The organism is Vibrio iocasae (assembly GCF_042245395.1).
In the GTDB taxonomy this organism is placed as follows: domain Bacteria; phylum Pseudomonadota; class Gammaproteobacteria; order Enterobacterales; family Vibrionaceae; genus Vibrio; species Vibrio iocasae.
This window is the reverse complement of sequence record NZ_CP145310.1, coordinates 1,251,289-1,277,031: the sequence shown is the minus strand read 5'-3', so window position 1 is coordinate 1,277,031 and position 25,743 is coordinate 1,251,289. Positions and strand designations below refer to the sequence as shown.

The window sequence follows — 25,743 nt, the reverse complement described above, 5'->3', positions numbered from 1 at the left end:
GTTAGACTTAATGCTCGTATGAGACAGATGCAGTAAAAATGTAGCCGTTACCGCGCATCGTTTTTATATACTGGTTGCACTTCCCGTTATCACCCAGACGGTTACGCAAGCGACTGAGCTGAACGTCAATTCCTCGCTCAAACGGTAATGCTTCTCGACCTCTGGTTGCACAGGAAATGGTATCTCTGTCCAATACTTCGTTGGGTCTGGACAGGAACAACATCAGCAAGGAGAAATCGCTGCCTGATAGCTCAAGTTGCTCATTAGTCTCCTGATTTTTTAGGGTGTGAGCGAGTGTATCCAGATGCCAGCTTCCAAAGTTGATGCCTTTGGGAATCGAGTTACTTGCAGCGGGTTCTTCTTCAGTTTGGGTTCTTCTTAGAACTGCCTTGATTCGGGCTACAAGTTGTCGTGGATTAAAGGGTTTCGCGACGTAGTCATCAGCCCCCAGTTCTAGCCCGATAATCTGATCGGTGACATCAGACACTGCAGTAAGCATGATGATAGGAACATTGGAATCTTTACGAACTTTTTGGCAGAGAGTAAATCCATCGTCACCAGGAAGCATGATATCTAGCAGGATTAACGCAGGAAAACCGTTGGTTTCCAAGAAAGCTTCCATTGCTTCCCCATCTTCAGCTGTAGAAACTTTATAGCCAACTTTAGTCAGGTATCTATCCAGCAGTTCCCTGATCTCTTGATCGTCATCTACTACTAAGATATGTGCCTGTTCTTTCATTGATATTTCCTGCTTTTACGACTTGTTTACAGCATTCTATACAAGTCAACAGCAGGAACATGAAGATGTTATGCAAAGTTTGAAGTTTGTTAATAAGGATGTTTTAGTATTTGAACCGCCTCACGAGATTAGAGCCCGTTAAATAACAATAAAGCCGCGATCAGTATAAAAAACAGACCACTTACTTTATGCATGAGATTGGCGTTTATGCGGGAAAGTAGTTTCCGACCGAGCAGCACACCCATGACACTTGTTGCCCCTAAGGCAGCGGTCGCTGATAACCAAATTACCACCGGAGAGTAGTTAGTGCTCATGGTCACTACCGCTAATTGAGTTTTGTCAGCGAGCTCGGCGAGAAATATCAGAGTGAATGTGGTGACAAAGATGCTCTTACTAGATTTCGCGACAATACTCTCTTCCTCTTCATCCTCTTCGGAGGTGAACAGCGATTTGATGCCAAAAGCCGTAAAAAGTGCAGCTGACGAGTAGAGCAACCATTGATGAGGAATGAGATGTGTTAATCCATTTCCGACAGAAACAGCCAGAAAGTTTAAAACTGCAAATGCAGCGATGCTTCCAAGAATAATCGGTTTTGGTTTATGTCTGGCCGCCAGCGTCATACACACTAGTTGGCTTTTATCTCCGATTTCAGCCAGAAAGATCACTCCGAAAGAGAGGAGTGATGTCGTTAGTAATTCTATGCTCATTTTGCTTACAGTTTAGCTTTTGTTTTTATTTATAACGCGAATCTTCAAGGGATTGCGGGACGAGGATAATAGCAGTTTTTAGAAAACGAGGTAGTATTTTTGATCTGAACTAGCTATGTAAAGGTATTCGTTTTATATCAGGAGTAGCAGTTCTATCAAGGCAATAAAAGTGGCTAGAAGCGCAATAGATTTCCAGAACAAAATAGGATCCCTATGCATTAAAGGGCTCTCTTTCAGCTCATTCTGAAGCCCTTTGTTCGGCGTATACAAATCGGTGATAAACTCACCCAGTGCCAGGTAGCGCTGTTTGGGTTGATGGTGTACAGCCTTTTTAAATGCCAGATCTATCCAGGTTGGTATATCTTCGCGGTAGTTTAAAATAGATTGATACACCCATTTTACGTGTCTTGCCGCTTGTAGATTTTGGCTTTTGGCTGGTTTATAAGGCAGCTTTCCGGTCAACATTTCAAATCCAATCACAGCAATTGAAAACAGGTCCGACTGTATACTTGTTTCTCCATTTGCGATGTACTCAGGTGCAATGTAATTTACCGCGCCTAATGGAACGCCTCCTCGACTTTCTTCGGTGATCTCTTCCAGGCCTTCAACTTTAGCAGCACCAAAATCGATGATCTTGACCGTACCCTCTTGGGTTATCATGACGTTCTCTGGCTTAAGATCCCTATGGACCATACCGGCTCGTTGAAAGACCCGAACGGCCTTAACCAGTTCTTCCAGAATTGCTCTGACACTTTGCAAATCCGGTTGAGGATTGTCATAGATCCACTGCCTCAGCGTTATCCCATTAATAAACTCACACAATTGATAAGCAAACTTTGAGTCGTTAGCGATAGGGTATGTTTTCATTACCCGATGACTATTAAGCTGCGCACCTATCCAGGCTTCATTGGCAAAGTTAATCAGGTATTCAGTATCGTCCGCGTAGTGTGCTGAAGGCGCTTTCATGACCATTCTTCTATCCGTACCAGGCTCTTTTACCTGATATACATGGCTTCTGGAACCCTCATAAAGTATTTTTTCGACCACATAGCCATCCAGGCTATTGGTAGGCTGGAGTGCTGGTGGGATGGTACGTGTTAGTATCCGTTGTTGATGCTCCAATAACGAATGCGCAGGAAGTTGAGTGATGTCCATGATCAGGCAACTGAGATTATCCTGACTACCATTATTCATGGCCTGATGACAGATTTCTTCACTAAGCTCCTGAGGTTTTAGCTGGTTAGCGTTTAGAGTGAAATCAGACAAGGCACTGTCGTCGATAAAGTCATGTACACCGTCGGATGTAAGAATAAATCGGTCACCTTCTTGTAAACTCATCGACTGATAGTCCACTTCTAACATGCGATCCATTCCAAGTGCACGGGTCAGATAGGCATTTTTGCCGAAGTTGGTTCTCTGGTGATCTTTGGTCAATAGTCGAAGTTTGTTGTCACGCATACGGTAAATTCGGGTATCCCCAACGTGAAAGATATGCGCAGTGTTCGATTTGATTATGATGCTACTAAAAGTGGTGACCAGCCCATTGTGGGAAAGTCCTTGCTTTGTACCTTCTTCATACAGCCATGAGTTTAAAGAGGTCAGTATCTTACTGGCGGAGTTTTTAATGCTCCAACTGTCAGGTGTCGCATAATAGTCGTTAATGAACTGAACGACAGCCGTATGGCTGGCTTTCTGACTGTGCTCACTGCAACTTACGCCATCTGCAATACAAGCAACCACGCCTTTGTGGGTTAACTCGTTAGCGTCATCAGGTACCCTGACAAGAATCGCATCCTGATTTTCTCTTCTGGTCCCGACAAGACAACTGCCCGCATGTTCCAGTTTGAGTTTATGATTTTCTTTTTTATCTCGCGGATACATTCTGCTCTCTTACTTAGAGTGGTTAAGAACAAAAGCCCAAATTAGTCTGGAAACTGTTTGAGCTTTTGAACGATGTTGGTACCAGTGCCAGTACCAACACCTCCCGATTTTGTTACATTCGCTATTTGTTAGTGTGAGACATCGATTAAAGTAACGCTGCCATCTTCATTAACTTCAGCGATTTTGCCGTTAGGTTCTTCCATAAACAGTAGAGCACCAAATCCAAGTACCGCGGTTCCTGCAATGACGTAGAAGAAAGTCTGGTAATCGACAAAAGAAAGTATAGTCAGATAAGTAACTGCACCAACATTACCATAGGCACCGGTCATACCTGCAATTTGGCCTGTCATACGGCGTTTGATTAACGGTACGGTTGCGAATACTGCGCCTTCACCAGCCTGAACGAAGAAAGAACACGCCATAGCAGCAACAACCGCTAACCATACTGGCCAGTCACTACCTACTTGTCCCATGACAAAGTAACCGACTGCCAGGCCTGCTGTTAAGATAAGAAGCGTCGATTTACGACCAAATCTATCTGAAATCCAACCACCACCTGGTCGAGACATCAGGTTCATAAAGGCGTATGCCGACGCCACCATACCAGCTAACACAGGAGATAGCTCGAACGTTTCAGAGAAGAACAGAGGTAGCATGGAAACGACAGCCAGTTCTGAGCCAAAGGTAGCGAAGTATAAAACGTTAAGTACCGCTACCTGCTTAAACTTGTATTGATGAACTTCTTCTACGGGCTTTTCAAATACCGTTTTATTGACTTTCCATACCTGACTCACTTCAAGCAGATATAGAGCAACCAGGCCGGCATAGATAGCGTTCACCGTGAAATCAGTCAACATTCCAATTCCGGCAGAAGAGAGTTTCCATGCAAGCAGCGCAAGTACGGCATACATCGGAACTTTCATCAGAAGTAGAAAATAGAAATCACCTTTCGATGTTACTTCCATCGCTGACAGATGTTTTGGCTTAAAGTAAGTAGAGCCCTTAGGTGTATCTGAAACGCTACGGTAAAAGACAAACGAGAAGGCTAAACTCATCAGGCCTGTAATGGCTATTGCATAACGCCATCCATCGTCACCACCAAACATCAGAGCAACAGTCGGAAGTGTGAATGCTGCAGCAGCAGAGCCGAAGTTACCCCAGCCACCATAAATACCTTCAGCAGTACCAAGTTCATTGTGCGGGAACCACTCTGATACCAGTCGAATTCCGATAACAAAACCTGCTCCAATGAAGCCTAAAAGGAATCGTGCAATAGCGGCCTGCATAAATGAATCTGCAAATGCGAACATAAAACAGGGTATAGAACAGATAGCAAGCAGCGCCGAGTAGACGATCCGAGGCCCGTACTTATCAGTGAGCATACCGATGATGACACGAGCAGGGATAGTTAACGCAACGTTGAGTATTAAAAGTGTTTTGATCTCCTGCGTAGTTAACCCCAGAGTTTCCTTTACCATCTGCAATAGTGGCGCGAAGTTAAACCAAACAACAAAGGTGATAAAGAAGGCCATCCAACTGAGATGTAAGATCTTCATCTTCCCTTTAAAAGAAAAAATGGAGAATTTGGTGTTTTCCATAACGTCTTCCTTTTCCATATATTTATATTGTCACACCTCAGTCGAGCAGGTTTTGGGTGTGACCAATGAGTATTAAGCTGCTTTTGAAACGGTAAGTTGAACCTGTACAGCACCATTTTGCTCGCGTACCGGATAGGTTTTTATTTGGTACTCAGGCTCTTCCAGACAGATACCCGTTTCCAGATTAAAGTGCTGTTTGTAGAGCGGTGAGGCCACGTAGGGTTTATCATCTAAAGACCCTATGATTCCGCGAGACAACACGTTCGCTTTTCCAATCGGATCAAAATTTGAAACCGCATACAGCGAGCCAGTGCGTTTGCAACTAAAGATGGCAACCTGTTGGTCTCCGACAAGCGCACATAACCCTATGCTTGAAACTAAGTCATCGGCCTGACAGACGGTTATCCAATTACTCATGGAGAATCTCCTCAATTCCTTTGTTCGTAAATTCGTTTAGTAAGTTTGAGATTTGTTTTTAAAGTGACCTTGTTACTCCACTTCAACGATCTTAATAGCTTCTTGAGACTTTTCAGGTGATTGCAAAGGGAATCTCTGGTCCCTCATTGTGACAAACTTAAGTCGTTCATCTCGTTGCTCACTGTTGATAAAGTGATTGAAGCGTTTAAGCTTTTCAGGGGATTCTATAGTGGTTTTCCACTCGCATTGGTATTTTGCGATATTGGCGGCCATCTCTTTTTCAAGCTCATCACAAAGCCCTAGTTTGTCTTCAATGACGACTTGTTTAAGGTATTCAAGCCCGCCTTCCAGGTTTTCCATCCAGACGGAAGTGCGTTGAAGTCTGTCAGCAGTGCGAATGTAGAACATCAGTACCCGGTCGATATATTTGATGAGTGTCTCTTCATCCAAATCGGAAGCAAACAGGTCAGCATGGCGTGGACGCATGCCCCCGTTACCGCATACATAAAGGTTCCAGCCATTCTCTGTTGCAATAACACCGATATCTTTCGACTGTGCTTCCGCACATTCACGGGTACAGCCGGAAACGGCAAACTTAAGTTTGTGGGGAGAACGAACGCCTTTGTAGCGGTTTTCTATATCGATGGCGAAGCCAACACTGTCTTTCACACCATAACGACACCATGTGCTGCCAACACAAGACTTAACGGTACGTACCGATTTGCCATAGGCATGACCAGTTTCAAAGCCAGCATCGACCAGCTTTTTCCAGATAACAGGCAGATCATTGAGTTGAGCGCCAAACAGGTCAACACGTTGACCTCCGGTGATCTTGGTGTAAAGGTCGAACTCTTTCGCCACCTCACCCAATACGATCAACTTATCGGGTGTAATCTCGCCACCTGCAATTCGTGGGACGACAGAGTAAGTACCGTCTTTCTGCATATTGCCGAGGTAAATGTCATTAGTATCCTGAAGCTCGATGTGTTCGTTCTCAAGAATGTAGTCATTCCAGAACGATGCGAGTATGGAGCCAACCGCAGGTTTACATACGGTACAGCCTAGCCCGCTACCGTATTTTTCTAACAGTTCATCAAAGGTTTTGATCTGGTTGATACGTACGATATCGCTCAGTTCCTGTCGAGAATAGGCAAAGTGCTCGCACAGGTCGTTGTTCACTTCAACGCCAAGGCTGAGAAGCTCACTATCTAATACCTGTTTGGCCAATGCAGAACAGCCACCACAGCCAGTTGATGCATTTGTTGTTTCTTTAAGGGCTGCCATAGTTGTGCATCCAGATGCGACTGCTTGCTTGATATCGCCTTTCGTTACATCGAAACAGGAACAGATCATTGCGCTGTCAGGAAGTGCATCGATGCCCATTGCTGATGACTCATCTTCTGCGGCGTTTGGAAGGATCAAAACAGAAGGGTTGGATGGTAATGGCATATCATTTTGCTTAAGCTGAAGCAGCGTTCCGTAAGCTTCTGCGTCACCTACCAAAACCGCTCCTACGATTTTAGAACCATCGGCTGACACAATCAGACGTTTGTAGACCTGTTCAATTTCATCGTTGTAGGTGTATGACTGCGCACCTTCGGTACGACCATGAACCTCACCAATACTAGCGACATCAACACCAAGCAGTTTTAGTTTGGTGCTCATATCTGCGCCTGTGAACTCGGCAGGGGAGCCATCACCAAGTATATGACTAACCGCAACCTTAGCCATCTGATAGCCAGGAGCAACAAGTCCGAATATCTGGTTCTCCCATAAAGCACATTCACCAATGGCATACACGTTGGGAATACTGGTCTGGCAGTGGTTATTGATGACGATGCCGCCTCGCTCTCCGAGTATTATGTCGGTCTCTTTAGCTAGCTCGTCCTGAGGGCGGATACCTGCTGAAAACACAATCATATCGGTTTCAAGAAAAGTACCGTCTGCAAAGTTCATTCGATAACGGGCAGAGTCACCGGCAACAATTTCAGTGGTCGCTTTTTCTGTATGTACAGAAACACCCATATCTTCAATCTTTCTGCGAAGCAGGGCACCACCGCCTTCTTCCAACTGTACCGCCATAAGGCGAGGAGCAAACTCAACGACATGTGTTTCAAGGCCAAGGTTTTTGATGGCATTTGCCGCTTCCAAACCGAGCAGACCACCACCAATTACAACCCCACTTTTGCTTTGCTTACTTGATGCTTCAATGGCATCTAAATCCTCAATGGTCCGATAAACAAAACAGTGCTCCTGATCATTACCAGGAATCGGTGGAACAAAGGGATAGGAACCTGTTGCCAGAATAAGTTTGTCATAGGCTTCTTCCCTGCCGCTGGCGGTCACTACTTTATTTTCAGAGGTGTTTAACTGAACAACCTTCTCGTTAACAACATAGCTAACACCATGTTCTTGATAGTAAGCTTCGCTGGTGAGGGCCAAATCATCGGCTGTATTACCCGTAAAATAAGAGGTGAGTTGTACTCGGTCATAAGCCAGCCGTGACTCCTCTGAAAACGTAATGACCTCTACTTCTTCTTTGGCATTTTGGATAAGTGTATCGATAAACTTATGACCTACCATGCCGTTGCCTACGACGACGATTCTTTGTTTGCTCATACTCTAGTTCCCATTAGTAAAAGTTATTAAATATCTGCTGCTTAGGTTGCATGGTTATTCCCATGTTATGCCGACAGCTTTAAATCTTGTTCCGTAGTATCCGTACTACATGAGCGTTCAGTGAGTTGCTCCAGCCACTGCATCTGGTTTGCGACCGATACGACTTGTCCGATAACAATCAGTGCCGGTGACTGAATTTGGTTGTCTTGTTTTAACTTCGTGAGCTCAGAGAGCTGTCCGGTAAAAATGCGTTGCTGAGGTGTACATCCACTCTCAAGAAAAGCGACGGGTGTCTCTGGATTCAGCCCATTCTTAATCAACTCTTCAGTGATCAACTCGGTTTTACTTAAGCCCATGTAGATCACCAAGGTTTGATTTAATTCAGCTAATGCTTTCCAGTTCACAGATAGCTTTTTGTCGGCATGGGCAGTAATGAAGGTGCAACCTTGTGCCAGACCGCGATGAGTTAGTGGAATATTTGCGTATGAGGTGCAGCCTGAAGCCGCAGTGATGCCGGGGATGACATCCACTGCAATGCCTTTTTTAGCCAGCAATAGCATTTCTTCTCCGCCACGCCCAAAGATAAAGCTGTCTCCGCCTTTCACTCGGCAGACATCTTTACCTGCATTGGCATAGTTGATGAGCGTGTCGTTGATTGCATCTTGAGTAGAGCTGTGATGCCCCTTTGATTTACCAACGTATAAAGTCTGAGCATGTTCTGGGAAAAGGTCTCTTATTTCCTGGCTCACCAGGTTATCGAAGACAATAAGCTCAGCTTGCTCAATAGCTCTTGCTGCTTTCACGGTAAGCAAATCTGGATCTCCAGGACCCGCTCCAACCAAGGTAACTCTGCCTTGTCGGTTTCCTTTGTGCTTTTGGCTCATCTTCATAACCCATTCCTGTACTGCTTGACGATTGATGAATGGGGTACTGCAAGCATGATGCCTAAAACTTGATTTAGGTCAAAAATAATTTTTATCTGTTTATATAACAGAGCTTTATATTCAAGTTGCTACATTTCAATATGCGTTATTGTGACTATTTTTTAGGCTAAAATGATTAAAAGTGGGCCTTTGTGGTGCATTGTGAATTAAAGTGGTGCGTTAGGTGTATTTTATTTGGATTTTTGAGTGTAATTGGCCTACTACTTTAGGGTTATGTGTGTTTTTAGTGTATTGAAATATAAACAATAAAAAATGAATAAGTATAATATTGCCAAGTTGGTTCATTAGTTGCTATGAAATACTTAATACTAAGCTTTACGTTTATATTGAGGTGAAACGGTGAACCAGAACAATGAAGGATGGATTAAGACAACTTGTGCCTATTGTGGGGTGGGCTGCGGCATAGAAGCACGCCCTAAATTGAGTGGTGAGCTTGAAGTAAGAGGAGACAAAAGTCACCCATCTAATTATGGCAAGCTGTGCACGAAAGGCATCGCTTTGGGTGACACTATTATTCATGATGGACGGCTGCTATCACCCATCCACAAAATAAATGAAGAAGCCAATACGCTAAGTTGGGATGTCGCGACACAAATGGTAGCAGAGAGGTTTACCAAGGCTATCGAAGAGCACGGACCAGACTCGGTTGCTTTCTATGTTTCGGGTCAACTGTTAACAGAGGACTATTATATTGCCAACAAACTGATTAAGGGTTTTATGGGGACAAGCAATATCGATAGTAACTCTCGTCTATGTATGGCTTCTTCGGTCGTTGGACACAAACGTGCGTTTGGTACGGATACGGTTCCTGTGTGTTACGAAGATCTGGAACAAGCAGAGATGGTTGTGTTGGTGGGGTCTAACCTTGCATGGTGCCACCCTGTGCTTTTTCAGCGTTTACGCAGTGCGAAGCAGAATAATCCCGATCTGAAGGTTGTTGTCGTTGATCCCCGCGAAACTAACAGTTGCGAGATTGCAGATGAACATTTGGCGTTAGACTCTGGTTCTGATGTCGCCCTATTTAACGGGTTATTAAGTTATCTGTCAGAGCACAATTGCCTCGATTGGGACTTTATATCCTCTCATACGAATAACTTTGTACAGACATTTGAGGCTGCCAATAATTCTGATGTCGCAGATATCACCGGATTGACGGAAGAACGACTATCAAATTTTTATTCCGATTTCGCGTCTATAGAAAAGGTTGTCACTATTTACTCGCAAGGTGTCAATCAGTCCAGCTCTGGCTCCGATAAAGTAAACAGCATTATCAACTGCCACCTTGCGACCGGAAAAATTGGTAAAGAAGGTTGCGGTCCTTTCTCTGTTACGGGGCAGCCAAACGCAATGGGTGGTAGGGAGGTTGGTGCACTTGCGAATACGCTTGCTTCACATATGGAATTTGAAAACCCTGAACATATCCAATTAGTTAGCGATTTCTGGAAAACAGACAACTTAGCGACGAAACCGGGATTAAAAGCAGTTGACCTGTTTAATGCTATGGCTGAAGGCAAGATTAAAGCCGTATGGATTATGGCAACCAACCCAATGGTGAGTCTGCCTGACAGCGACAAGATTAAGCAGGCACTCGGAGCATGTCCTTTTGTTGTGGTTTCTGATTGCATCGAAGATACAGAAACCACACGGATGGCTGACCTTGTTCTGCCCGCTCAGGGATGGAGTGAAAAATCTGGTACCGTGACCAACTCGGAAAGACGAATTTCCAGACAGCGACGCGTGATGCCAAGCCCTGGCTTGGCAAAACCGGACTGGTGGATAATCAGTCAGGTAGCGCAAAAGATGGGATTCGCAGATGCGTTTAGCTATCGACACGAAGGTGAGATCTTTCGCGAATATGCCAGGTTATCAACCGTTGGGAATCTGAATAGAGAGCGAGATTTTAATCTTATTGGTTTAACGCAGCTAGATGACATGGGTTACAGCAAATTAGCACCGCAGCAATGGCCGGTATTGGGCTTGCAGCAGGAGATTGTGAACCAGCGATTTTTTAGTGACAATCACTATTTTACAGGCAACCACAAAGCGAATTTTGTCCCAGTTCACTACTCCAGGCCACTAAGCAATACGACAGAAAACTATCCACTGCTGCTAAATAGTGGCAGAACCAGAGATCAATGGCACACCATGTCCCGCACGGGACTCTCTGCTCGATTAGGAGAGCACAAATCAGAGCCTTATGTGCAAATCAACCAAAGCACCGCGAAAAGTTATGGTATCGAAAATGGTCAGCTTGCTAGGGTGCATAATAATAGGGGAGAGTGCATTGCCCGAGCGGAGATCTCAGGTCAAGTTGCTGACAATCAGGTCTTTTTACCCATTCACTGGAATAATCTCACTGCGAAAAACAGCAAACCGTGTGAAATGATTGCCCCTTTTATTGACGATGCATCCGGCCAACCGGAGTTTAAGCATACTCCGGTTGCAATTACCCCATGCCGTCATTCAAGTTGTGCGGTGTTTGTATCCAGAGAAGTGGTCGATCTAAACGAACTGGATTACTGGGCACGTCAGAAAATTGAACAAGGATACTTGTATCGAATCGAGTCTGCTCAAGGTGTATTCGAGTTGGCTCAGTATCTAAAAACGAAACTCAACAATCACTACGACAGAATAGCTACGTTTGAGTCGGGCATAACAGGCTCTGACCAAAGGTACGTTACCGTTCGGGATGGACAAGTGGTACAGGCGTTCACTGTGCAAAGTGATTTTGATTTACTTGTTTCGGAGGAGCTGGCAGATATCTACAGTCAGGATTTTGATGAAAAGGCAGAGTCTGAGTTTTTAGTCGGTCAGCCACTCAATAGTGTTGCCTAAGTTATTGTCGGAGCGCCTTGTATTGACTACAATGCGCAGCTATCGATTTACTTATAGGTCACTAACATGAGCGACAACAACGAAAAACCAACTCTGCCAGATCGTCTGTCAGGCAACTCACGCAGCAAGTTCTTTGTAGCAGAGTGCTTTGAGCACCACATTGGTATCCGCCTAAATGGCAAAGAGCGTACTGATGTTGAAGAGTATTGCATCAGCGAAGGTTGGGTAAAAATCCCTTCTCCAAGAGCGAAAGATCGCTATGGTAATCCGATGCTGATCACGCTGAAAGGTGAAGTGGAAGCGTTCTACAAGTAAGCTCATCGCTTTATAAAAATAGGGTAGCGTCTCTGGCTACCCTTATTACAAACCTGAATTACTTTCCAATGACCGAAAAAGAACATCTTCGCGAAACCCTCCTCGAAATGCTGCACCAGCAAAGGCAAACTGCACTGGTTGCTGCCGACAATGCCCATGACGCGGCTACTCATGAACAGAGCGTAGCTGAAACCCAATATGACACCATAGGTTTAGAAGCGGCTTATCTGGCGCATGGTCAGTCTCAGCGAGTGGCTGAGTATGATATGACCATCAACAGAATCAAGTCTCTCACTCTTCGTGAGTTTGATATCGATGATGAGATAGAGCATGGTGCTCTAGTGAAACTTTCAGATGGGAACACCTACTGGTTTTTGCCTGTCTGCGGAGGAATGAAGCTCAAGTCAGGTAAGGAACAAGTATTAGTTGTTACTCCTCATTCCCCACTTGGTCTGATGCTGGATGGTGCTGAAGTAGAAGAAAAGCTTGAAGATAGCCGAATTATTGTCAGTATTCGCTAATTGATAAAAAGTAAAAATGAAGCTTATCAGGTTCGCGTAATGTTATTGACTCATGTACATTAGAACCATGGTTCTACGGGTATGGCTTCGTTTCAACTTTATGAATATTAAAAATTTTGATTACAACTCACTTAAAGTCTTACTAGTTCTTCTAACTGAAAAAAACACGTCTAAAGCCGCAGAGATTCTAGGTACCAGTCAATCGCGGGTAAGCCGAACATTGGCTAAGTTAAGAGAACAGCTAGATGATCCTCTACTTGTCAGAGAATCCAAAGGGATGAAGTTGACTCCCAGAGGTGAATCATTATCAAAGCAACTTCCTCAAATTATGGCCGCGTTAGAAAACACCTTGATGGAAGAAGTTTTCGAACCGAAAAAAATTCACAAAACCCTAAGAATCGCGCTTAATAGTTTTTTAATGGAAACATTTGGTTATGAACTGTTTAAAGCTATAAAAGCCAGCGCTCCCAATTCCAATGTTGAGTTAGTGAGTTTTACTGCAAATACCCCACAGGATATCCTGTCAGGCAAGCTAGATGCGGCTCTAAACTTTTTTCCTATGGATGTGTCCAAAGAGTTGCACCAGATAAAGCTCTGTGCAGATGAGTTTATTGGTATATGCAGATCTGGGCACCCTTTTGGAGGAACAAAACAAAAACTGGAAGTAATCTTCGATAGCTATGATGTTTCAGGGTTAATCATTCCTGAATTCAATCAGTTTGAAATGGTACTCGCAAAGCAATACAAGCAATTTGATGTTGTCCCTGTTCTTCGTTCCGAAAATATCACTCCCTTACTAGAGCTAACAAAACGTTCGGATACTATTTTTGTTGCTCCAGCAAGTCTATACAACTCGTTAGATCCGAAAGAGTTCTCCTGCGTGACTCCTGACGTTCCCAACCGTGATATTAAAGATATTGCATTGGTCTATAACTCTATGTACTACCAATCTAAGCAAGCAAAATGGATTGAAGACATAGCGAAGAAGGTATTTCAGTAGACGTAGGTTAAGCACCGCTTCTGTCAATTTGGGTATAGTTCATATATCAGATATGACCATTCTCACATTCTCCTGTCGTTGATATTGTCCGAATATCACAGTTAATGCAGGAATCTCCTATGAAAATATCTTCTCCATTCAAAGTTAGAGCAGCACTTATTCTGTCAGCGATGGCATTTTCTGGGTATGCAGTCGCGACATCCTATTCGTCATTTGAGCTACCTGATGAGCTTTCACCAGTTTGGAATGGCGCTAATGGTTTTAGCGCTGATGAAACTAAAGAGGCTAGGGCTCGTTTTAACGCTATAGATATCCAGACTGCCAATGATAGTGGTGCTTATGCGACTTCAAATTTGAGTGAATTCTTACCAATGTCTATGGTTCCAAGAAGTGGCCAGGTAAGTGAGCTCAAGCAGAATGAAAATAGAGCGATTGGTTCGGTTAGCTACAATTCTGATCTCGGCGAGTTAACACTAGATGAAGTATTGGCAGACCCCCGTTCTCGTATGAAGGGAGTGCTGGTGATACACAAAGGCAAGATTGTGTATGAACAGTATCCCGGAATGCGAGATACTGATAACCACTTCTGGGCCTCTACAACAAAAACTATGGTTTCGCTAGTTATCGCTCAACTGGAAAACGAGGGTAAAGTTGAGCTAACGGCTCCTATTTCAAAGTACATTCCGGAGTTAAAGAACACAGAGTGGGAACACATTCCTGTTGCAGAAGTTTTACATCAGAACTCTGGTATGGATGTAGGCGAAAGAAACGTGGGAACTGAAGGACATCCAATTAATCGTTTCTATCAACTAGCGTCAGGAGACACATCGACAACGGCAGAGGGAACATCACTGCTGCAGACTACCCTGGATGCGAAAAAAATTCGCGAACCTGGAGATATGTTTGAGTACTCATCTATCAATACTTTCTTATTGGGTTTGGTTGCTGAAAATGTAACTGGAAAACCAATGCATGACCTTTTCAGTGAGCGAGTATGGTCAAAAGCTGGGATGGAAGGGGATGCTTTACTCGGGTTATCTCCTACCGGAGAGCCAGTATCTGCTGGTGTATTTACGTCTCGTTTAAGAGATTTAGGCCGCTATGGAATGCTTTATACCCCAAGTTGGTCCAAAGTTGCAGACACACCTGTTGTTCCTTCGGATTATCTAGATAAGACCTATAAAGCAGTAACACCAGATACTTTTACGGAAGATTACTTAAGTCAACGAGTGATTAAGAACTTCGGAACGAATTGTATTGGTGCTTCTTACCAGTGGGACGCAATTTTCTGCGACGGTGATTTATACAAATCAGGACGTACCGGACAGGCGCTATATGTCTCTCCTGAGACAGATACCGTCGTCGCCTGGTTCTCGTCGAGCTACGACAATATCCTTTGGTTAGAAGGCTATTCCAGAGAGATTGTTAACTCCGTATATCGATAAATCTCTATAGATATACATCGATAAGTGAGGCTGTTTTTCTCAGCCTCTTATCCCTGTCAGGTTTTTCGTCCAACAAGGTAAATTGTGTGCGCATTACTCGTTCATCCCTCGTGGTTGCCATAGTAGCGGGCTGTAGTTTCTCGATGTCCGGTCAGCTAAATGCCAAAGAAAGTATCGATCTCACAACTGATTTGTCTCTCTATAGTCACAACTGGAAAAAAGAAGATGGTCACTACTCATCGAATCTGGCTGGGAGGCTAGATTTATCAGCATCGTTAGATACCGCGGATATTGGTTTATGGAAAAATGGCCGTTTTTCTACCCACTTGGTGTCGCGGTTTGGTGATGCGAATGGGTATGACTTTCCTATTTTGTCTTCACCAAATGCTGCGTTCTATGGAGGCACAGATGAAACTTTTTTATCTGCATTTTATTATCAGCATAGTGGTGACGATTGGTATATGAAAGTAGGAAAGATAGATGCAATCGAGTTGCTCAAGGAGGGGACATTCTATGGTGGGGCAGCAAGATCGGGCTTCAATAATATCTCATTTGTTGCTCCGCCATCAGGTGTAACACCGCCTGCTTTTTTGGGCTTAGTAAGTGGTTTTAGTCTTTATGATCTTGATTGGTCTTTCATGCTTTATGACCCAAGGGACAGGTATTCAGGTAGGGGGCATTTAAAAGGGGCATTCGAGGACGGTGTTAATCTCTCTTTAGGTACAACTAAAAGAATGCGAGTCTTTAGCAGAGAGACGAGTATTGGCTTGTCCGGTACCTTAAGTACTGAAAGCGGGAGTGATCTGGCCTCACTCGAACCGGATCTTACGTTTTCTGAAACAGCTCAGCAAAAGTACAATATCAGAGCACAGTTGACACATGACTTAGCTGGACTTCCTACTGGGGAAGGTTGGGGCTTGTATATGCGCGGCTCAGTTGCAGATGGAAATCCGAATTATTTTAGTGGAACTTTTACTGCCGGGCTAGGTGGTAAAGCAACATTTCTCAATAGGGGGCAGGATGACTGGGGTTTTGGTTACTATAAGAATAATCTGTCAAACGATTTTCAAAATGCCTTTAAACATCTGCAACTAGGTTACGAAGTAAATGATGAGGATGGGCTTGAGGCATTTTACGCTTATAACGTAAATAAATGGCTTAGCATCAAAGGAGATCTGCAATATGTCTCTCCAACACTCAGCCACTATAAAGAGCGTTTTATAGGCTCAGTTTCATTTCATCTATCAAATATTTGGTAGTATTTGAATCTACAAAAAAGCGAGGCTAATCCAGCCTCGCTTTTTCGTACATTTCCAATTTATAAACTATTCGTGTTTATAAACAATGACTAGTTAAATGCGCGAGCTACTCGGCCTTTAGAACTGATCTGGAATTTGTTTGTGTATGCTGGGATAAATACTGATTCACCCTGAGCAATGGTTACTGTTTCACCGCTCTTATGAGTCAGAGTTAAGTCGCCATCAAGAGCAAGCAGAATCTCAGCACTTTCAGTGTTTAGAGTTAGCTCATCAGCAGACATAAATACCGCAAACTTAAAGTCGTCTACCGGGATAGGGTAGTACTGACCACCATCGCGGATCTCTGGTTCTGTCAGCAGAGTACTCGCCGGTTTTTCCTGGAAAATCGTACACTTAACCAGTTCATCAATATCCATGTACTTAGGTGTTAGGCCAGAACGCAGAACGTTGTCTGAGTTCGCCATAATCTCAAGACCTGTACCTTTTAGGTAAGCGTGTGGAGTACAAGCATACAAGAACATAGCTTCACCCGGCTGAAGAGTTAGAACATTCAGCATTAGCGGGCAGAACAGACCGATATCACCCGGATACAGGCCAGCAAGTTCAATAATCAGGGCAAAAAGCTCGTCATCTTTGTTTGCTTCGGCAAACGCCATTAGCTCACTAACGGCTTTTTCTTTTGCTTCACCTTCCATAGAAAGGATTGTGTAGAAGAACTTTTCCAGTCCTTCTTCGTTTGCAGACGCTTTAAACGCTGCTACAGTTTCAGCAATTTCAGCGACCTGAACTTTTTCAAACAGAGATAGCATTTCAGGAATCTCACGGAAACCGTTCATCGCCTGATAAGGTGTCAGAGCATAAACAAGCTCAGGTTTATGGTTTGGATCTTTGTAGTTACGGTTTGCTGCGTTGCGTGGAATACCCGCTTCTTCTTCTCGCTGGAAACCTTCTTCTGCTTGTTCTTTGCTAGGGTGAACCTGGATAGAAAGCGCGCTTTCAGCAGCAAGTACTTTAAATAGGTATGGCAGTTCACCAAATTGAGTATCAGTTTCTACAGTCAGAATGCCGGATTTGTCCAGGTTGATGAAATCAGACAGAAGCTGTGTTTCGCCGTTTTCAACAATTTTAGAGCAACCATTTGGATGAGCTCCCATCCAGATTTCTGCCTGTGGCTTGTTATCTGGATTTTCAATACCGAAAAGCGTGTTGATTGAAGTGCGGCTTCCCCAAGCGTAATCCTGGATGACGTTGTCCATTGGGAAAAAGTACTGCGTAGAAACCTGAGTCATTTTTATACCCTGTATATTTTTTGAGGTAAGAATTAAATGGATTTTACATTAGCCGTATGGCAGTTCAAGGGGTAATACATAAAAGATACAAATAAAATACAAAAACTTGATTTGTATTAAATAATCCATGAAACAGAAAAATCCCCTCTTAATGCTAAGAGGGGAAGCTTTCAAAAGTCAGATTATGCTAGTGCAACCTCGGCTTTACCCATACGCATCTTTTTAAGAGAGATGCATACCAGAGCAGTAACAATTGAGCCGACAGCCATGCAAACCAGTGCTAGTAGAGGTTTGTTCATTGCACCCAGCAGAGCGACGACCGGACCACCATGCGCTACGCTGTTAGTGATACCGAACGAGAAGGCCATGACTGCTGCAACTGCAGAACCAATCACGTTTGCAGGGATAACGGACATTGGATCCTGAGCGGCAAATGGAATCGCACCTTCAGAAATACCAACCAGACCCATCGCACCAGCTGCTTTACCCGCTTCGAACTCTGACTCTTCAAACAGGCTTAGCTTACGGCCAAGGATTGTAGCCAGGCCCATACCTAGTGGCGCAACAGGAATCGCACACGCCATCGCACCCATAAATTGAGTCTGACCGCTGGCAATCATGCCTACAGAGAACAGGAACGCGACCTTGTTAAATGGACCACCCATATCGAAGCCAGCCATGCCACCAAGAACAATACCCAGAAGTACAACGTTGCCCGTACTCATGTTAGTCAGCAATGTATTCATGCTTTCCATCAGGTCTGCAATTGGCGCACCTATAACAAAGATAAACAGTGATGAGATAAACAGCGAACCAACGATTGGAGCAATCATGATTGGCACCAGTGGCTGGATAAATTTGTGATAGTTCAGGCTTGTTAACCAGCGAACAAAGTAACCCACTAGGAGACCAGCAAGGATAGCTCCGATAAAGCCAGTACCCGCTTCCGCGCCATAGAAAGAACCGTTGTTAGCAATCCAGCCACCGATAAAGCCTGGTGCCAGTCCCGGACGATCAGCAATCGCATAGGCAATATAACCAGCCAAAATTGGGATCATCAATGTAAAGGCAACCACACCGACATCAAGCACCTTGTTCCAGAGGCTGCCTGCAGGAATCGCCATACCGGCTTCTGTTGGCTCACCACCAATGGCAAGAGATAGAGCGATTAGAAGACCACCCGTTACTACAAACGGAATCATGTGAGATACGCCGTTCATCAGGTACTTATACAGATCTGAGCGGGTAGAAGATTTGTTGGTATCCGAAGCTTTAGATTTACCAGTCGCCTGATACCGAGGTGCATTAAGCGCTTGCTGGATAACCTCTTCTGCGTCTTTGATAGGTGCTTTTACGCCTGTTTCTATTACTTTTTTACCAGCAAATCGCTCTAGGTCGACTTGCTTGTCACAAGCAACAATGATCGCATCTGCTTTTTCGATTTCTTCTGCTGTAGGTGCGTTTTTCACACCAATAGAACCATTGGTTTCAACTTTAATCTCGTAACCTAATTCTGCCGCTCCTTTCTCTAACGCTTCGGCCGCCAGATAAGTGTGGGCAACACCCGTCGGACAGCCAGTTACACCAATAAGGAACCCTTTATCAGCCGGAATAGCAGGCTCTGTTGGTTCTACCTTTTGCAAAAGTAGCTCTAGTGCTTCAGCTTCTGTTTTGGCTGCCAGGAAGCTTTCGATAAAGCCATCGGTAATGAGCTTCGAAGAGAGCTCTGCAAGCACTTCAATATGGTGATCGGCACCGCCATCAGGAGAGGCAATCATAAAAAAGAGTTTTGATGGTTTGCCGTCTTCCGCACCATACTCAACACCAGCGCGGCTCACACCAATGGCTACCGCTGGTTTGGTTACAGCCGAGCTTTTTGCGTGTGGTAGTGCAACACCTTCTTCAAATCCGGTGTTACCTAGCTCTTCACGAGCTTTGATATCTGCTAAAAACTGTGCTTTGTCGTTAATTCGCCCTTCAGTGCTTAGCACGTCGATTAGCTCAACAAAGACTTCTTCTTTTGTTGTTGCGCTAAGGTCGAGACGAATCAATTTTTCATTAATTAACTCAGTAATCATGTTCCTTGTCCCCAATTGATACTTGTTATTTGATTCATATTTATTTTCGTACTAAGTCGCTAATTACGATAGTGTATGAGAAAGACATTTACTGGATTATTGTAACCTGTAAATCTGGTTGTGACTTAGTTCATATTTTAGTCAAAGGCAGGTTTTCTAGAATTATTGGTATAAAAACTAGTAAATACAGCGAGATAATATGAGTTTCTCTTAATTAAGATGTGGCAGTTGTTACAAAAATAAATTTAGAATTTTTGTTTTGTGGATTAAAGTGGCCTTATCTTAGGGCGATTTTTAGTGCGTTGGATCACCAAATTTGTCGTTTCACTATCTTAAAACTGGACGATTTTAGGAATGCTATGGGCGTTGTCTTTCACGATTTAATCGAAACACTGGTATCAGAACGAGAGAACTTTAGCCGTATCTGGTTTGCCAGCGATCAGTTGGAACCTCCTCAATTTAGCTATCAGGTAAACTTTCCCAGGCTTGAGCTGGTGATGAGTGGAGAGTACCCAAACAAAATCGAAGATCCAGAGCAGGGGATTGTTGATATCAAGGTATTGTCTGGTGATGCGCTCTTTATTCCACCTAACTGTTGGAATAAACCCGATTGGGATACGGATTGTTCAGTTTTAAGCTTGTTGTTTGGCCGTCGTCAGCTTGGTTTTAGCCTAGTAACGAAGAATCGGGATGAGACTGGATTTGTGGATGTCAGAAAACACAGTATTCAAACCAGAACTGGCCATGCCATCGACCATATTCTTGAAGCACTGAATGCACTTGCTAAAGAAAAACGCAAAAACCCAATGGATGAACATTTATTGCTGTCTCTACTGAGTTATGCGCAATCAATGATTTCTGATCCTGTGTATTCAGCGAAGAAGCGCAGTGAAGACCTTTATCAGGGTATTTGTATCTATATTCAGGAAAACTTTCACCGCAATATTACTCGCAGTACTATCGCGGATCGCTTCAACATTACACCGAACCATCTATCCCGGATGTTCCGTCAACAAGGGCATATGACACTGGCGGATTACATTACGTGGGTGCGAATAGACAGAGCGAAGTTTATGTTAAGGCGCTATCCATTTCGGCTAAATGAGGTGGCGACCCGGTGCGGATATCAGGACGTGAACTACTTCTTCCGAGTATTCAAGAACAAGACAGGATACACACCATCTGAGTATCGAAGTATGGGATAAGCTGTTAGTCGACGGTTCTATCTTGGCGTTTTCGCCATCGTATGAATTAAGATGGCCTTTAGAGCTTCTTCTTCCGTGGTCGAGGTGAGCAAATCGCAGAAGTCCTCTTCGAGCAGGCTTCGAGAAAGCTGGGTAAAGGCTTTAATTACCGGCATTTGTGGTGGAGCAGGGAGGAATAAGCCAATCAATAAAGAAGCATCACCACGAGCTGAGTTCCAGTCGGTCATGGCCGAAAGTCGAATAATATTGAGCTCTGGTGTCTCGATGTCTGGATGCATTACATGTGGAAGCGCAATTTGGTGTCCGATACAGGTTGAGGAAATTTCTTCTCTGTCTAATAAGGCTTGATACACCGGTTCAGCCGCCTGTTGTTTTAAAACATCGGTAAGTTTAAACAGTAATGCGTTTTTACTGAGCTCTGTACCTTGCGCTACTTTTTCAAAATTGAAGTTAATATCGAACTCGAGAGAAAAGGAGGGATGGGTTTCGATGATATTCGTCGCGAACTTTGCGTTAGGGCGGTGAGAAGTGTTGATGATTTCAAATTCGTCGGCAATGAAATCGGTCAATATCATACATGCCAACTCTGCATCAGAACCTTCTATCCATAGTTGGCACAAATCATTATTGCGGCTGCCAAGGCTCATCACTTTTAACGTTTGTTCTGCGTTGACAGCCCGGCCTAAAGAAATGTTTTTTAGTATAACAACCGAACGAAAATAGCCGGACAGAGCTTTGAGCCGATTTAGCTTCCAGGCGGCAAATCCTTCCTCACCAATGATAAAAGTAATGCGTCGTTCAATGTTCATGGCAAGAGTTTAGAGCTGGCAACACTGATCAAGTACCTGACTAACATCAATCAGTACTTCTTCGATCGTTACGCAATGAATCTTACTACCTGTAAAGCGCGCTCTCTGCTCAACTTCAATGTCCGATGCAATTAGTACCAAATCAGCACTGGCGATATCAGAGGCGTTTAACGGATTCTCGATTCCCATTGCCCCTTGAGTCTCAACCTTTATCTGAATGTTCTTCTTCTGAGCTTCTTTCTTCAGAGCGTCAGCGGCCATGTAGGTGTGGGCGATTCCGGTTGGGCAGGCAGTAACTGCGACTATTTTCATTGTTTGCATGTACGAGTTAGTGTGGGTGAGTTAATTGTAAACACAGTTTAATACCATAAGTAAACTTAGATGACGAACTGGAACGTCAATCAAACAGAGGCTCTCCCTTGTTTTTGCCAAGCATAATAATGCCGTTCTGGATTATGTTATCTTCGATGCCGCTGATACCTTCCTTAATGGAAGCAGTAGAAACAGGTGTATTGAGTACTTTATCTGACTGATATAAGTACTTGAAAACAGCATTAAAAGTATCCTGTAATACCCGAATGTCATCATATTTCTCATACTCATTGTCTGGCCATCTAATAGCGAGAAAAGAGCCGTACCTATCTTGTAAGTGAAGCTTGGTAATATCTGAATCTTTGATACCAGTTAGATTCTTGCAATCACCTGTAAGATAGGGACCATGATCACCATTGATAATAATAATAGCTTCTCTGTTGCTCGCTAAAATAGTTTCAATATCCTCTTTCATTTCGGTATTTGCATCATCAAGCCGTTGCTGAAATAGTTCCGTTTCATTGTCTAAACATTTGCCAGAATTCTGGCTATGGTGTGGGCCAGTATGGGTGTACATAAACTTGGGACTTTCCGAATCCAAAGCCATGACTTGTCTCTTCTGAGTAATCCAGTCACCATGATTATAGTTGGCAGTCTCATCTATTAAGTCAAATCTGAACTGGCCTTCTTTCAGACCATTGTAAACAGAATCACTGGTAAGAAGAGAACTCTGGTCAGGATAAAATGTTTGATAGCCAATGACTGGAGCCGCAAAAAAATAGGGCGTCAGAATGCCGTATGTGTGGTAACCGTTTTTCTCCAAAATAGACGGAACTAATGCGTTCCCGGCAGTTGAGAGTCGAGTTGGAATAGGTAAGTTATCCGACATCTCTAAAACCCTGGCCATAGTCTGGAGAGTACTCCTGGCTAGAGAGTAGGTTTTTGGGTACATCTTAAAATTTCGTTCTGCCAGATACTCTTCTTGTTCAGAGTTATCAATTCCGTATTTAGCCATTGTTCCATTAGCAACATAAGCGTCATATGTGAGCAGGTAGATATCAGGTTTTCTGGTGAGTTGTTGTGATGGAATGAAATTGGAGTAATCGACTTTCACGCTCTTAATGTTGTACAAGCTCTCGTCTGACTTTAAGAAGTTAACCGAAAAACTAACCAAGAAGAAGACGACTGAGAAAGCCCATAACAACTTTCTTTTATATCTATACATCAGATGGACAAAACCAAAAAGCACAAGCAATGAAGCCAATAACAAGGCGATGTCTGGTTGATCATACCAACCATTTTGTGATGCCAGAATGGGAAGAGTAACGTAAACCAATGATAGAGATAGCGAAAACTCTACGAATCCGGTTGTACTGGTAAACTTGCTCAATACATAGGGTACTAACCATATATACACAAAGAAACATAAAGTGCAGATAGAAATGAAGACTAATTGCTCTGAAAGTTTCATTATATCTTGGTTTGCTAATGCATATTGAGCAACAAATGAAATCGGCAGGAGAAGGAATAATAAATCAATAGCTGATATGTTTATTTTGACTGACGATGTTTTGTCAAATAACGTTATTGTACTTCCATTATTATCTTTGGTTTGCCATGAGGTGAGTAGTGCGAATACTATTGAAAGTGCCAAGAAACCTATAGATAAAATATATAAGCTTAATGAAAGCTTCCTTACTATTCCAATGTTAAATAATTCTTTAAATATCAATGAGGAAACGAAAACATATATAGCTAAGTTAACTATGCTTTTGACGTTGATATTTTCATGTATACTCCAGTCAAAATTTGAAACAGCATATAATTCTTTATTTTTAGAATTAAGGTACGCATAGCCCCCTTTAATTAGTAATAGTAGGTTGTTGGTGGTCCAAAATAATAGTAATATAGATCGTTCGTTATACAATAAAACAAAAAATAATATGCTAACAAATATTGCTTGTAATGCATTTTTATAACTAAAGTTTTTTATAAAGAGTATTGACAACAAATTAATAGCTGTCATTAAAAAAGGCAAGATATTCCCGTCGCCATAAAGAACACCATCAGGGAGACTCAAGTCATTTAGCCAGTAGAAACTTTGACCCTCTAAACCACTTATACCCTTTAGCATAAAGTAAGTGAGTATCAAAAAGGGGAGCTGAATAAAAAGTGGAGATAGAGAGCGAACTGCATATATGGGGTGATAAGAGTATCTTGAGTATAATCTTTTGATTGCCTGATGCTTATGTAGACCTGACTCACTTTTACTTATTTCCAATAGCTGAGGGGCGATGACACTCTGTAGAGCTGCTTCTTCTGTAGCTATCTTTCCTGCCCATTTTAGAGGGTAAAACATTAAAAATGCAGATATCAATGACAATAAAATCGTGGCAAGTCCAAAGCTATCAACTAAGTTGACCAAGTAAATAAAAAAATCAGAATACATTAGTAAGATGTATTGCCACATATAATATTAACCTTTAATAGAGTTAGCTTTAAGTATGTAATCAACTACATGTGGTGCACTATTCCCAAAGTTTTGCACAGTTTCTTGTCTAAATGTTCGGATGTCGCTAATAAAGTTTGACCTTAACGTTTCGTCCACAATTTCATTCAAGTGACAAACAGAGTCTTTATTTAAAACTCTACCTATTCGCAAAGATGCTGATTCATACCAGCTTTCATTTAAGTCTGAGAGTTCAAACTCAGATAATTTATCCTTGGGTATATCCAAGGTTATAATGGGTTTTTCATGCAGAAATGCGTAATCAAACCTTATAGCCGATGTGTCAGAAATGAGTAGATCGGATTCATTCATAGAATGAGATGGTGAAGGTACTTCGTCCCAAATTACATTAGTATGGCTAGTTGCTTCTTTACATTTATCAATAAATTCAGGCTCTGATTTAGCCGACTGCGGGTGAGGACGTACGATGACATTGTAGCCAGCGTTAGCTAATTTATTAATAAAATCTACGCCGTATTGCCTTAAGCAACCTTTAGATCCCCACGAAGATCCGACAAGTATTGTTGTATTCTTGTTTTTAGCTTTATCAGTCCTGGATGTACTGGAATATAGGTCGTCCAGATATGGGACTCCAAGTGAAATGAGTTTTTTTTTCTTGAGATCTCTTAAAGACTCGATCTTACGTATCGCTTTTTTCTGAAAATCTCCAGCCATGATAACTTCATCATAGTTATCTAAAGAATATTTCTTATATATAGAAATATCACCAACATGATGAAATACATGAATTAACTTCTCAATGTATGGTGACTTTTTGACTGGGTAACCTGGCGTTCCAATATTGGGTGTTGTAGAAATAACACACCTTGCTTTAACTTTATTTATCTCAGATAAATTTATTGATTTCAGTGAAAGTAGCTTTGAACTCATGCACTTATTGTCGATGGTCAACGCAGGGTCATACATATCCAAAGTAAAGTATCTGAATGGAACTTCCTGTTCAATCAATCGGTTTATCAAGGGCTTAAACGTTGACCAGTATGCTTTTCCTTCACTGAAGATAACGATGCTTTCATCACCTATAGTGATTTCATCATCTAAAATGTTGTTACCTTTTATTCGATAAAAAAGAGACTTAATTGAAAACCAAACTGAACCTATAGCCGCAGTAATTAAACCCACTATGGCGCTACCTGAACCAGGATCTAAATAAGCATGAGCATGGTTACTATGGAGCGCTATAAATAGTGCGAAAAGTAATTGATATTGAGTGCTTATATTGTTCAAATTAACTACATCC

The 25,743-nt window shown here is 42.9% G+C and carries 20 protein-coding genes; 7 read left to right on the top strand and 13 right to left on the bottom strand.

Going from position 1 to position 25,743, the window contains the following annotated elements; genetic code table 11:
* Nucleotides 1–7: 7 nt before the first annotated feature.
* From SNR28_RS05755 to cobA, 7 genes are all read right to left on the bottom strand, one after another.
* Nucleotides 8–739 (bottom strand): response regulator, encoded by a 732-nt coding sequence (locus SNR28_RS05755; RefSeq protein ID WP_375748256.1) that lies wholly within the window; start codon nt 737–739, stop codon nt 8–10.
* Nucleotides 740–867: 128 nt separating this feature from the next.
* A complete protein-coding gene (locus SNR28_RS05750; protein ID WP_375748255.1) occupies nt 868–1,446 on the bottom strand; it encodes a TMEM165/GDT1 family protein in 579 nt (192 codons plus the stop codon).
* A 132-nt stretch (nt 1,447–1,578) separates the two neighbouring features.
* The gene (locus SNR28_RS05745; protein ID WP_375748254.1) at nt 1,579–3,327 is read right to left on the bottom strand and encodes a protein kinase; all 1,749 of its coding nucleotides are present in this window, start codon (nt 3,325–3,327) and stop codon (nt 1,579–1,581) included.
* A gap of 128 nt (nt 3,328–3,455) precedes the next feature.
* Nucleotides 3,456–4,925 carry a NarK family nitrate/nitrite MFS transporter gene (locus SNR28_RS05740; RefSeq protein ID WP_375748253.1) on the bottom strand — a complete coding sequence of 490 codons (1,470 nt, stop codon included), beginning with the start codon at nt 4,923–4,925 and terminating at the stop codon, nt 3,456–3,458.
* Between the two features lie 72 nt (nt 4,926–4,997).
* On the bottom strand, nt 4,998–5,342 hold the full coding sequence (nirD, locus tag SNR28_RS05735; protein WP_375748252.1) for a nitrite reductase small subunit NirD: 345 nt from the start codon (nt 5,340–5,342) through the stop codon (nt 4,998–5,000).
* 72 nt (nt 5,343–5,414) lie between these two features.
* Entirely contained in the window at nt 5,415–7,961 is a 2,547-nt protein-coding gene (gene nirB, locus SNR28_RS05730; protein ID WP_375748251.1) for a nitrite reductase large subunit NirB, read from the bottom strand.
* 65 nt (nt 7,962–8,026) lie between these two features.
* Entirely contained in the window at nt 8,027–8,845 is an 819-nt protein-coding gene (gene cobA, locus SNR28_RS05725; RefSeq protein WP_375749906.1) for a uroporphyrinogen-III C-methyltransferase, read from the bottom strand.
* Between the two features lie 399 nt (nt 8,846–9,244).
* Here cobA and SNR28_RS05720 point away from each other — a divergent pair, with 399 nt between their 5' ends.
* From SNR28_RS05720 to SNR28_RS05695, 6 genes are all read left to right on the top strand, one after another.
* Complete coding sequence (locus SNR28_RS05720) at nt 9,245–11,740, top strand: molybdopterin oxidoreductase family protein (RefSeq protein ID WP_375748250.1); 2,496 nt, start codon at nt 9,245–9,247, stop codon at nt 11,738–11,740.
* 66 nt (nt 11,741–11,806) lie between these two features.
* Nucleotides 11,807–12,055: a DUF3297 family protein gene (locus tag SNR28_RS05715; protein WP_277822734.1), complete on the top strand. Its 249-nt coding sequence runs from the start codon at nt 11,807–11,809 to the stop codon at nt 12,053–12,055.
* A 68-nt stretch (nt 12,056–12,123) separates the two neighbouring features.
* On the top strand, nt 12,124–12,576 hold the full coding sequence (locus SNR28_RS05710) for a hypothetical protein (protein WP_375748249.1): 453 nt from the start codon (nt 12,124–12,126) through the stop codon (nt 12,574–12,576).
* A 100-nt stretch (nt 12,577–12,676) separates the two neighbouring features.
* Nucleotides 12,677–13,576, top strand: a complete 900-nt coding sequence (locus tag SNR28_RS05705; protein WP_375748248.1) for a LysR family transcriptional regulator — start codon at nt 12,677–12,679, stop codon at nt 13,574–13,576.
* Between the two features lie 119 nt (nt 13,577–13,695).
* Nucleotides 13,696–15,021: a serine hydrolase domain-containing protein gene (locus SNR28_RS05700; RefSeq protein ID WP_375748247.1), complete on the top strand. Its 1,326-nt coding sequence runs from the start codon at nt 13,696–13,698 to the stop codon at nt 15,019–15,021.
* Between the two features lie 86 nt (nt 15,022–15,107).
* Entirely contained in the window at nt 15,108–16,280 is a 1,173-nt protein-coding gene (locus SNR28_RS05695; RefSeq protein ID WP_375748246.1) for a carbohydrate porin, read from the top strand.
* 89 nt (nt 16,281–16,369) lie between these two features.
* On the opposite strand, the gene manA is transcribed toward SNR28_RS05695, so the two are convergent.
* Together manA and SNR28_RS05685 are read right to left on the bottom strand one after the other, a co-directional pair.
* Nucleotides 16,370–17,569, bottom strand: a complete 1,200-nt coding sequence (gene manA / locus SNR28_RS05690; RefSeq protein ID WP_375748245.1) for a mannose-6-phosphate isomerase, class I — start codon at nt 17,567–17,569, stop codon at nt 16,370–16,372.
* A gap of 182 nt (nt 17,570–17,751) precedes the next feature.
* A complete protein-coding gene (locus tag SNR28_RS05685; RefSeq protein WP_375748244.1) occupies nt 17,752–19,647 on the bottom strand; it encodes a fructose-specific PTS transporter subunit EIIC in 1,896 nt (631 codons plus the stop codon).
* 359 nt (nt 19,648–20,006) lie between these two features.
* On the opposite strand from SNR28_RS05685, the gene SNR28_RS05680 reads away from it, so the two are divergent.
* Nucleotides 20,007–20,852 (top strand): helix-turn-helix transcriptional regulator, encoded by an 846-nt coding sequence (locus tag SNR28_RS05680; protein WP_375748243.1) that lies wholly within the window; start codon nt 20,007–20,009, stop codon nt 20,850–20,852.
* A 17-nt stretch (nt 20,853–20,869) separates the two neighbouring features.
* On the opposite strand, the gene SNR28_RS05675 is transcribed toward SNR28_RS05680, so the two are convergent.
* The 4 genes from SNR28_RS05675 to SNR28_RS05660 form a co-directional block, all read right to left on the bottom strand.
* Nucleotides 20,870–21,661 (bottom strand): PTS sugar transporter subunit IIA, encoded by a 792-nt coding sequence (locus SNR28_RS05675; RefSeq protein WP_375748242.1) that lies wholly within the window; start codon nt 21,659–21,661, stop codon nt 20,870–20,872.
* Between the two features lie 9 nt (nt 21,662–21,670).
* Nucleotides 21,671–21,973 (bottom strand): PTS fructose transporter subunit IIB, encoded by a 303-nt coding sequence (locus tag SNR28_RS05670; RefSeq protein ID WP_375748241.1) that lies wholly within the window; start codon nt 21,971–21,973, stop codon nt 21,671–21,673.
* An 85-nt stretch (nt 21,974–22,058) separates the two neighbouring features.
* On the bottom strand, nt 22,059–24,443 hold the full coding sequence (locus tag SNR28_RS05665) for a YidC/Oxa1 family membrane protein insertase (protein ID WP_375748240.1): 2,385 nt from the start codon (nt 24,441–24,443) through the stop codon (nt 22,059–22,061).
* A gap of 6 nt (nt 24,444–24,449) precedes the next feature.
* Nucleotides 24,450–25,730, bottom strand: a complete 1,281-nt coding sequence (locus tag SNR28_RS05660) for a CDP-glycerol glycerophosphotransferase family protein (protein ID WP_375748239.1) — start codon at nt 25,728–25,730, stop codon at nt 24,450–24,452.
* Between the last annotated feature and the right edge of the window lie 13 nt (nt 25,731–25,743).

Coding starts and splice junctions, on each gene's coding strand:
- SNR28_RS05755 (WP_375748256.1), bottom strand. CDS start 739: ATGAAAGAACAGGCACATATCTTAGTAGTAGATGACGATCAAGAGATC.
- SNR28_RS05750 (WP_375748255.1), bottom strand. CDS start 1,446: ATGAGCATAGAATTACTAACGACATCACTCCTCTCTTTCGGAGTGATC.
- SNR28_RS05745 (WP_375748254.1), bottom strand. CDS start 3,327: ATGTATCCGCGAGATAAAAAAGAAAATCATAAACTCAAACTGGAACAT.
- SNR28_RS05740 (WP_375748253.1), bottom strand. CDS start 4,925: ATGGAAAACACCAAATTCTCCATTTTTTCTTTTAAAGGGAAGATGAAG.
- nirD (WP_375748252.1), bottom strand. CDS start 5,342: ATGAGTAATTGGATAACCGTCTGTCAGGCCGATGACTTAGTTTCAAGC.
- nirB (WP_375748251.1), bottom strand. CDS start 7,961: ATGAGCAAACAAAGAATCGTCGTCGTAGGCAACGGCATGGTAGGTCAT.
- cobA (WP_375749906.1), bottom strand. CDS start 8,845: ATGAGCCAAAAGCACAAAGGAAACCGACAAGGCAGAGTTACCTTGGTT.
- SNR28_RS05715 (WP_277822734.1), top strand. CDS start 11,807: ATGAGCGACAACAACGAAAAACCAACTCTGCCAGATCGTCTGTCAGGC.
- SNR28_RS05710 (WP_375748249.1), top strand. CDS start 12,124: ATGACCGAAAAAGAACATCTTCGCGAAACCCTCCTCGAAATGCTGCAC.
- SNR28_RS05705 (WP_375748248.1), top strand. CDS start 12,677: ATGAATATTAAAAATTTTGATTACAACTCACTTAAAGTCTTACTAGTT.
- SNR28_RS05700 (WP_375748247.1), top strand. CDS start 13,696: ATGAAAATATCTTCTCCATTCAAAGTTAGAGCAGCACTTATTCTGTCA.
- manA (WP_375748245.1), bottom strand. CDS start 17,569: ATGACTCAGGTTTCTACGCAGTACTTTTTCCCAATGGACAACGTCATC.
- SNR28_RS05685 (WP_375748244.1), bottom strand. CDS start 19,647: ATGATTACTGAGTTAATTAATGAAAAATTGATTCGTCTCGACCTTAGC.
- SNR28_RS05680 (WP_375748243.1), top strand. CDS start 20,007: ATGGGCGTTGTCTTTCACGATTTAATCGAAACACTGGTATCAGAACGA.
- SNR28_RS05675 (WP_375748242.1), bottom strand. CDS start 21,661: ATGAACATTGAACGACGCATTACTTTTATCATTGGTGAGGAAGGATTT.
- SNR28_RS05670 (WP_375748241.1), bottom strand. CDS start 21,973: ATGAAAATAGTCGCAGTTACTGCCTGCCCAACCGGAATCGCCCACACC.
- SNR28_RS05665 (WP_375748240.1), bottom strand. CDS start 24,443: ATGTGGCAATACATCTTACTAATGTATTCTGATTTTTTTATTTACTTG.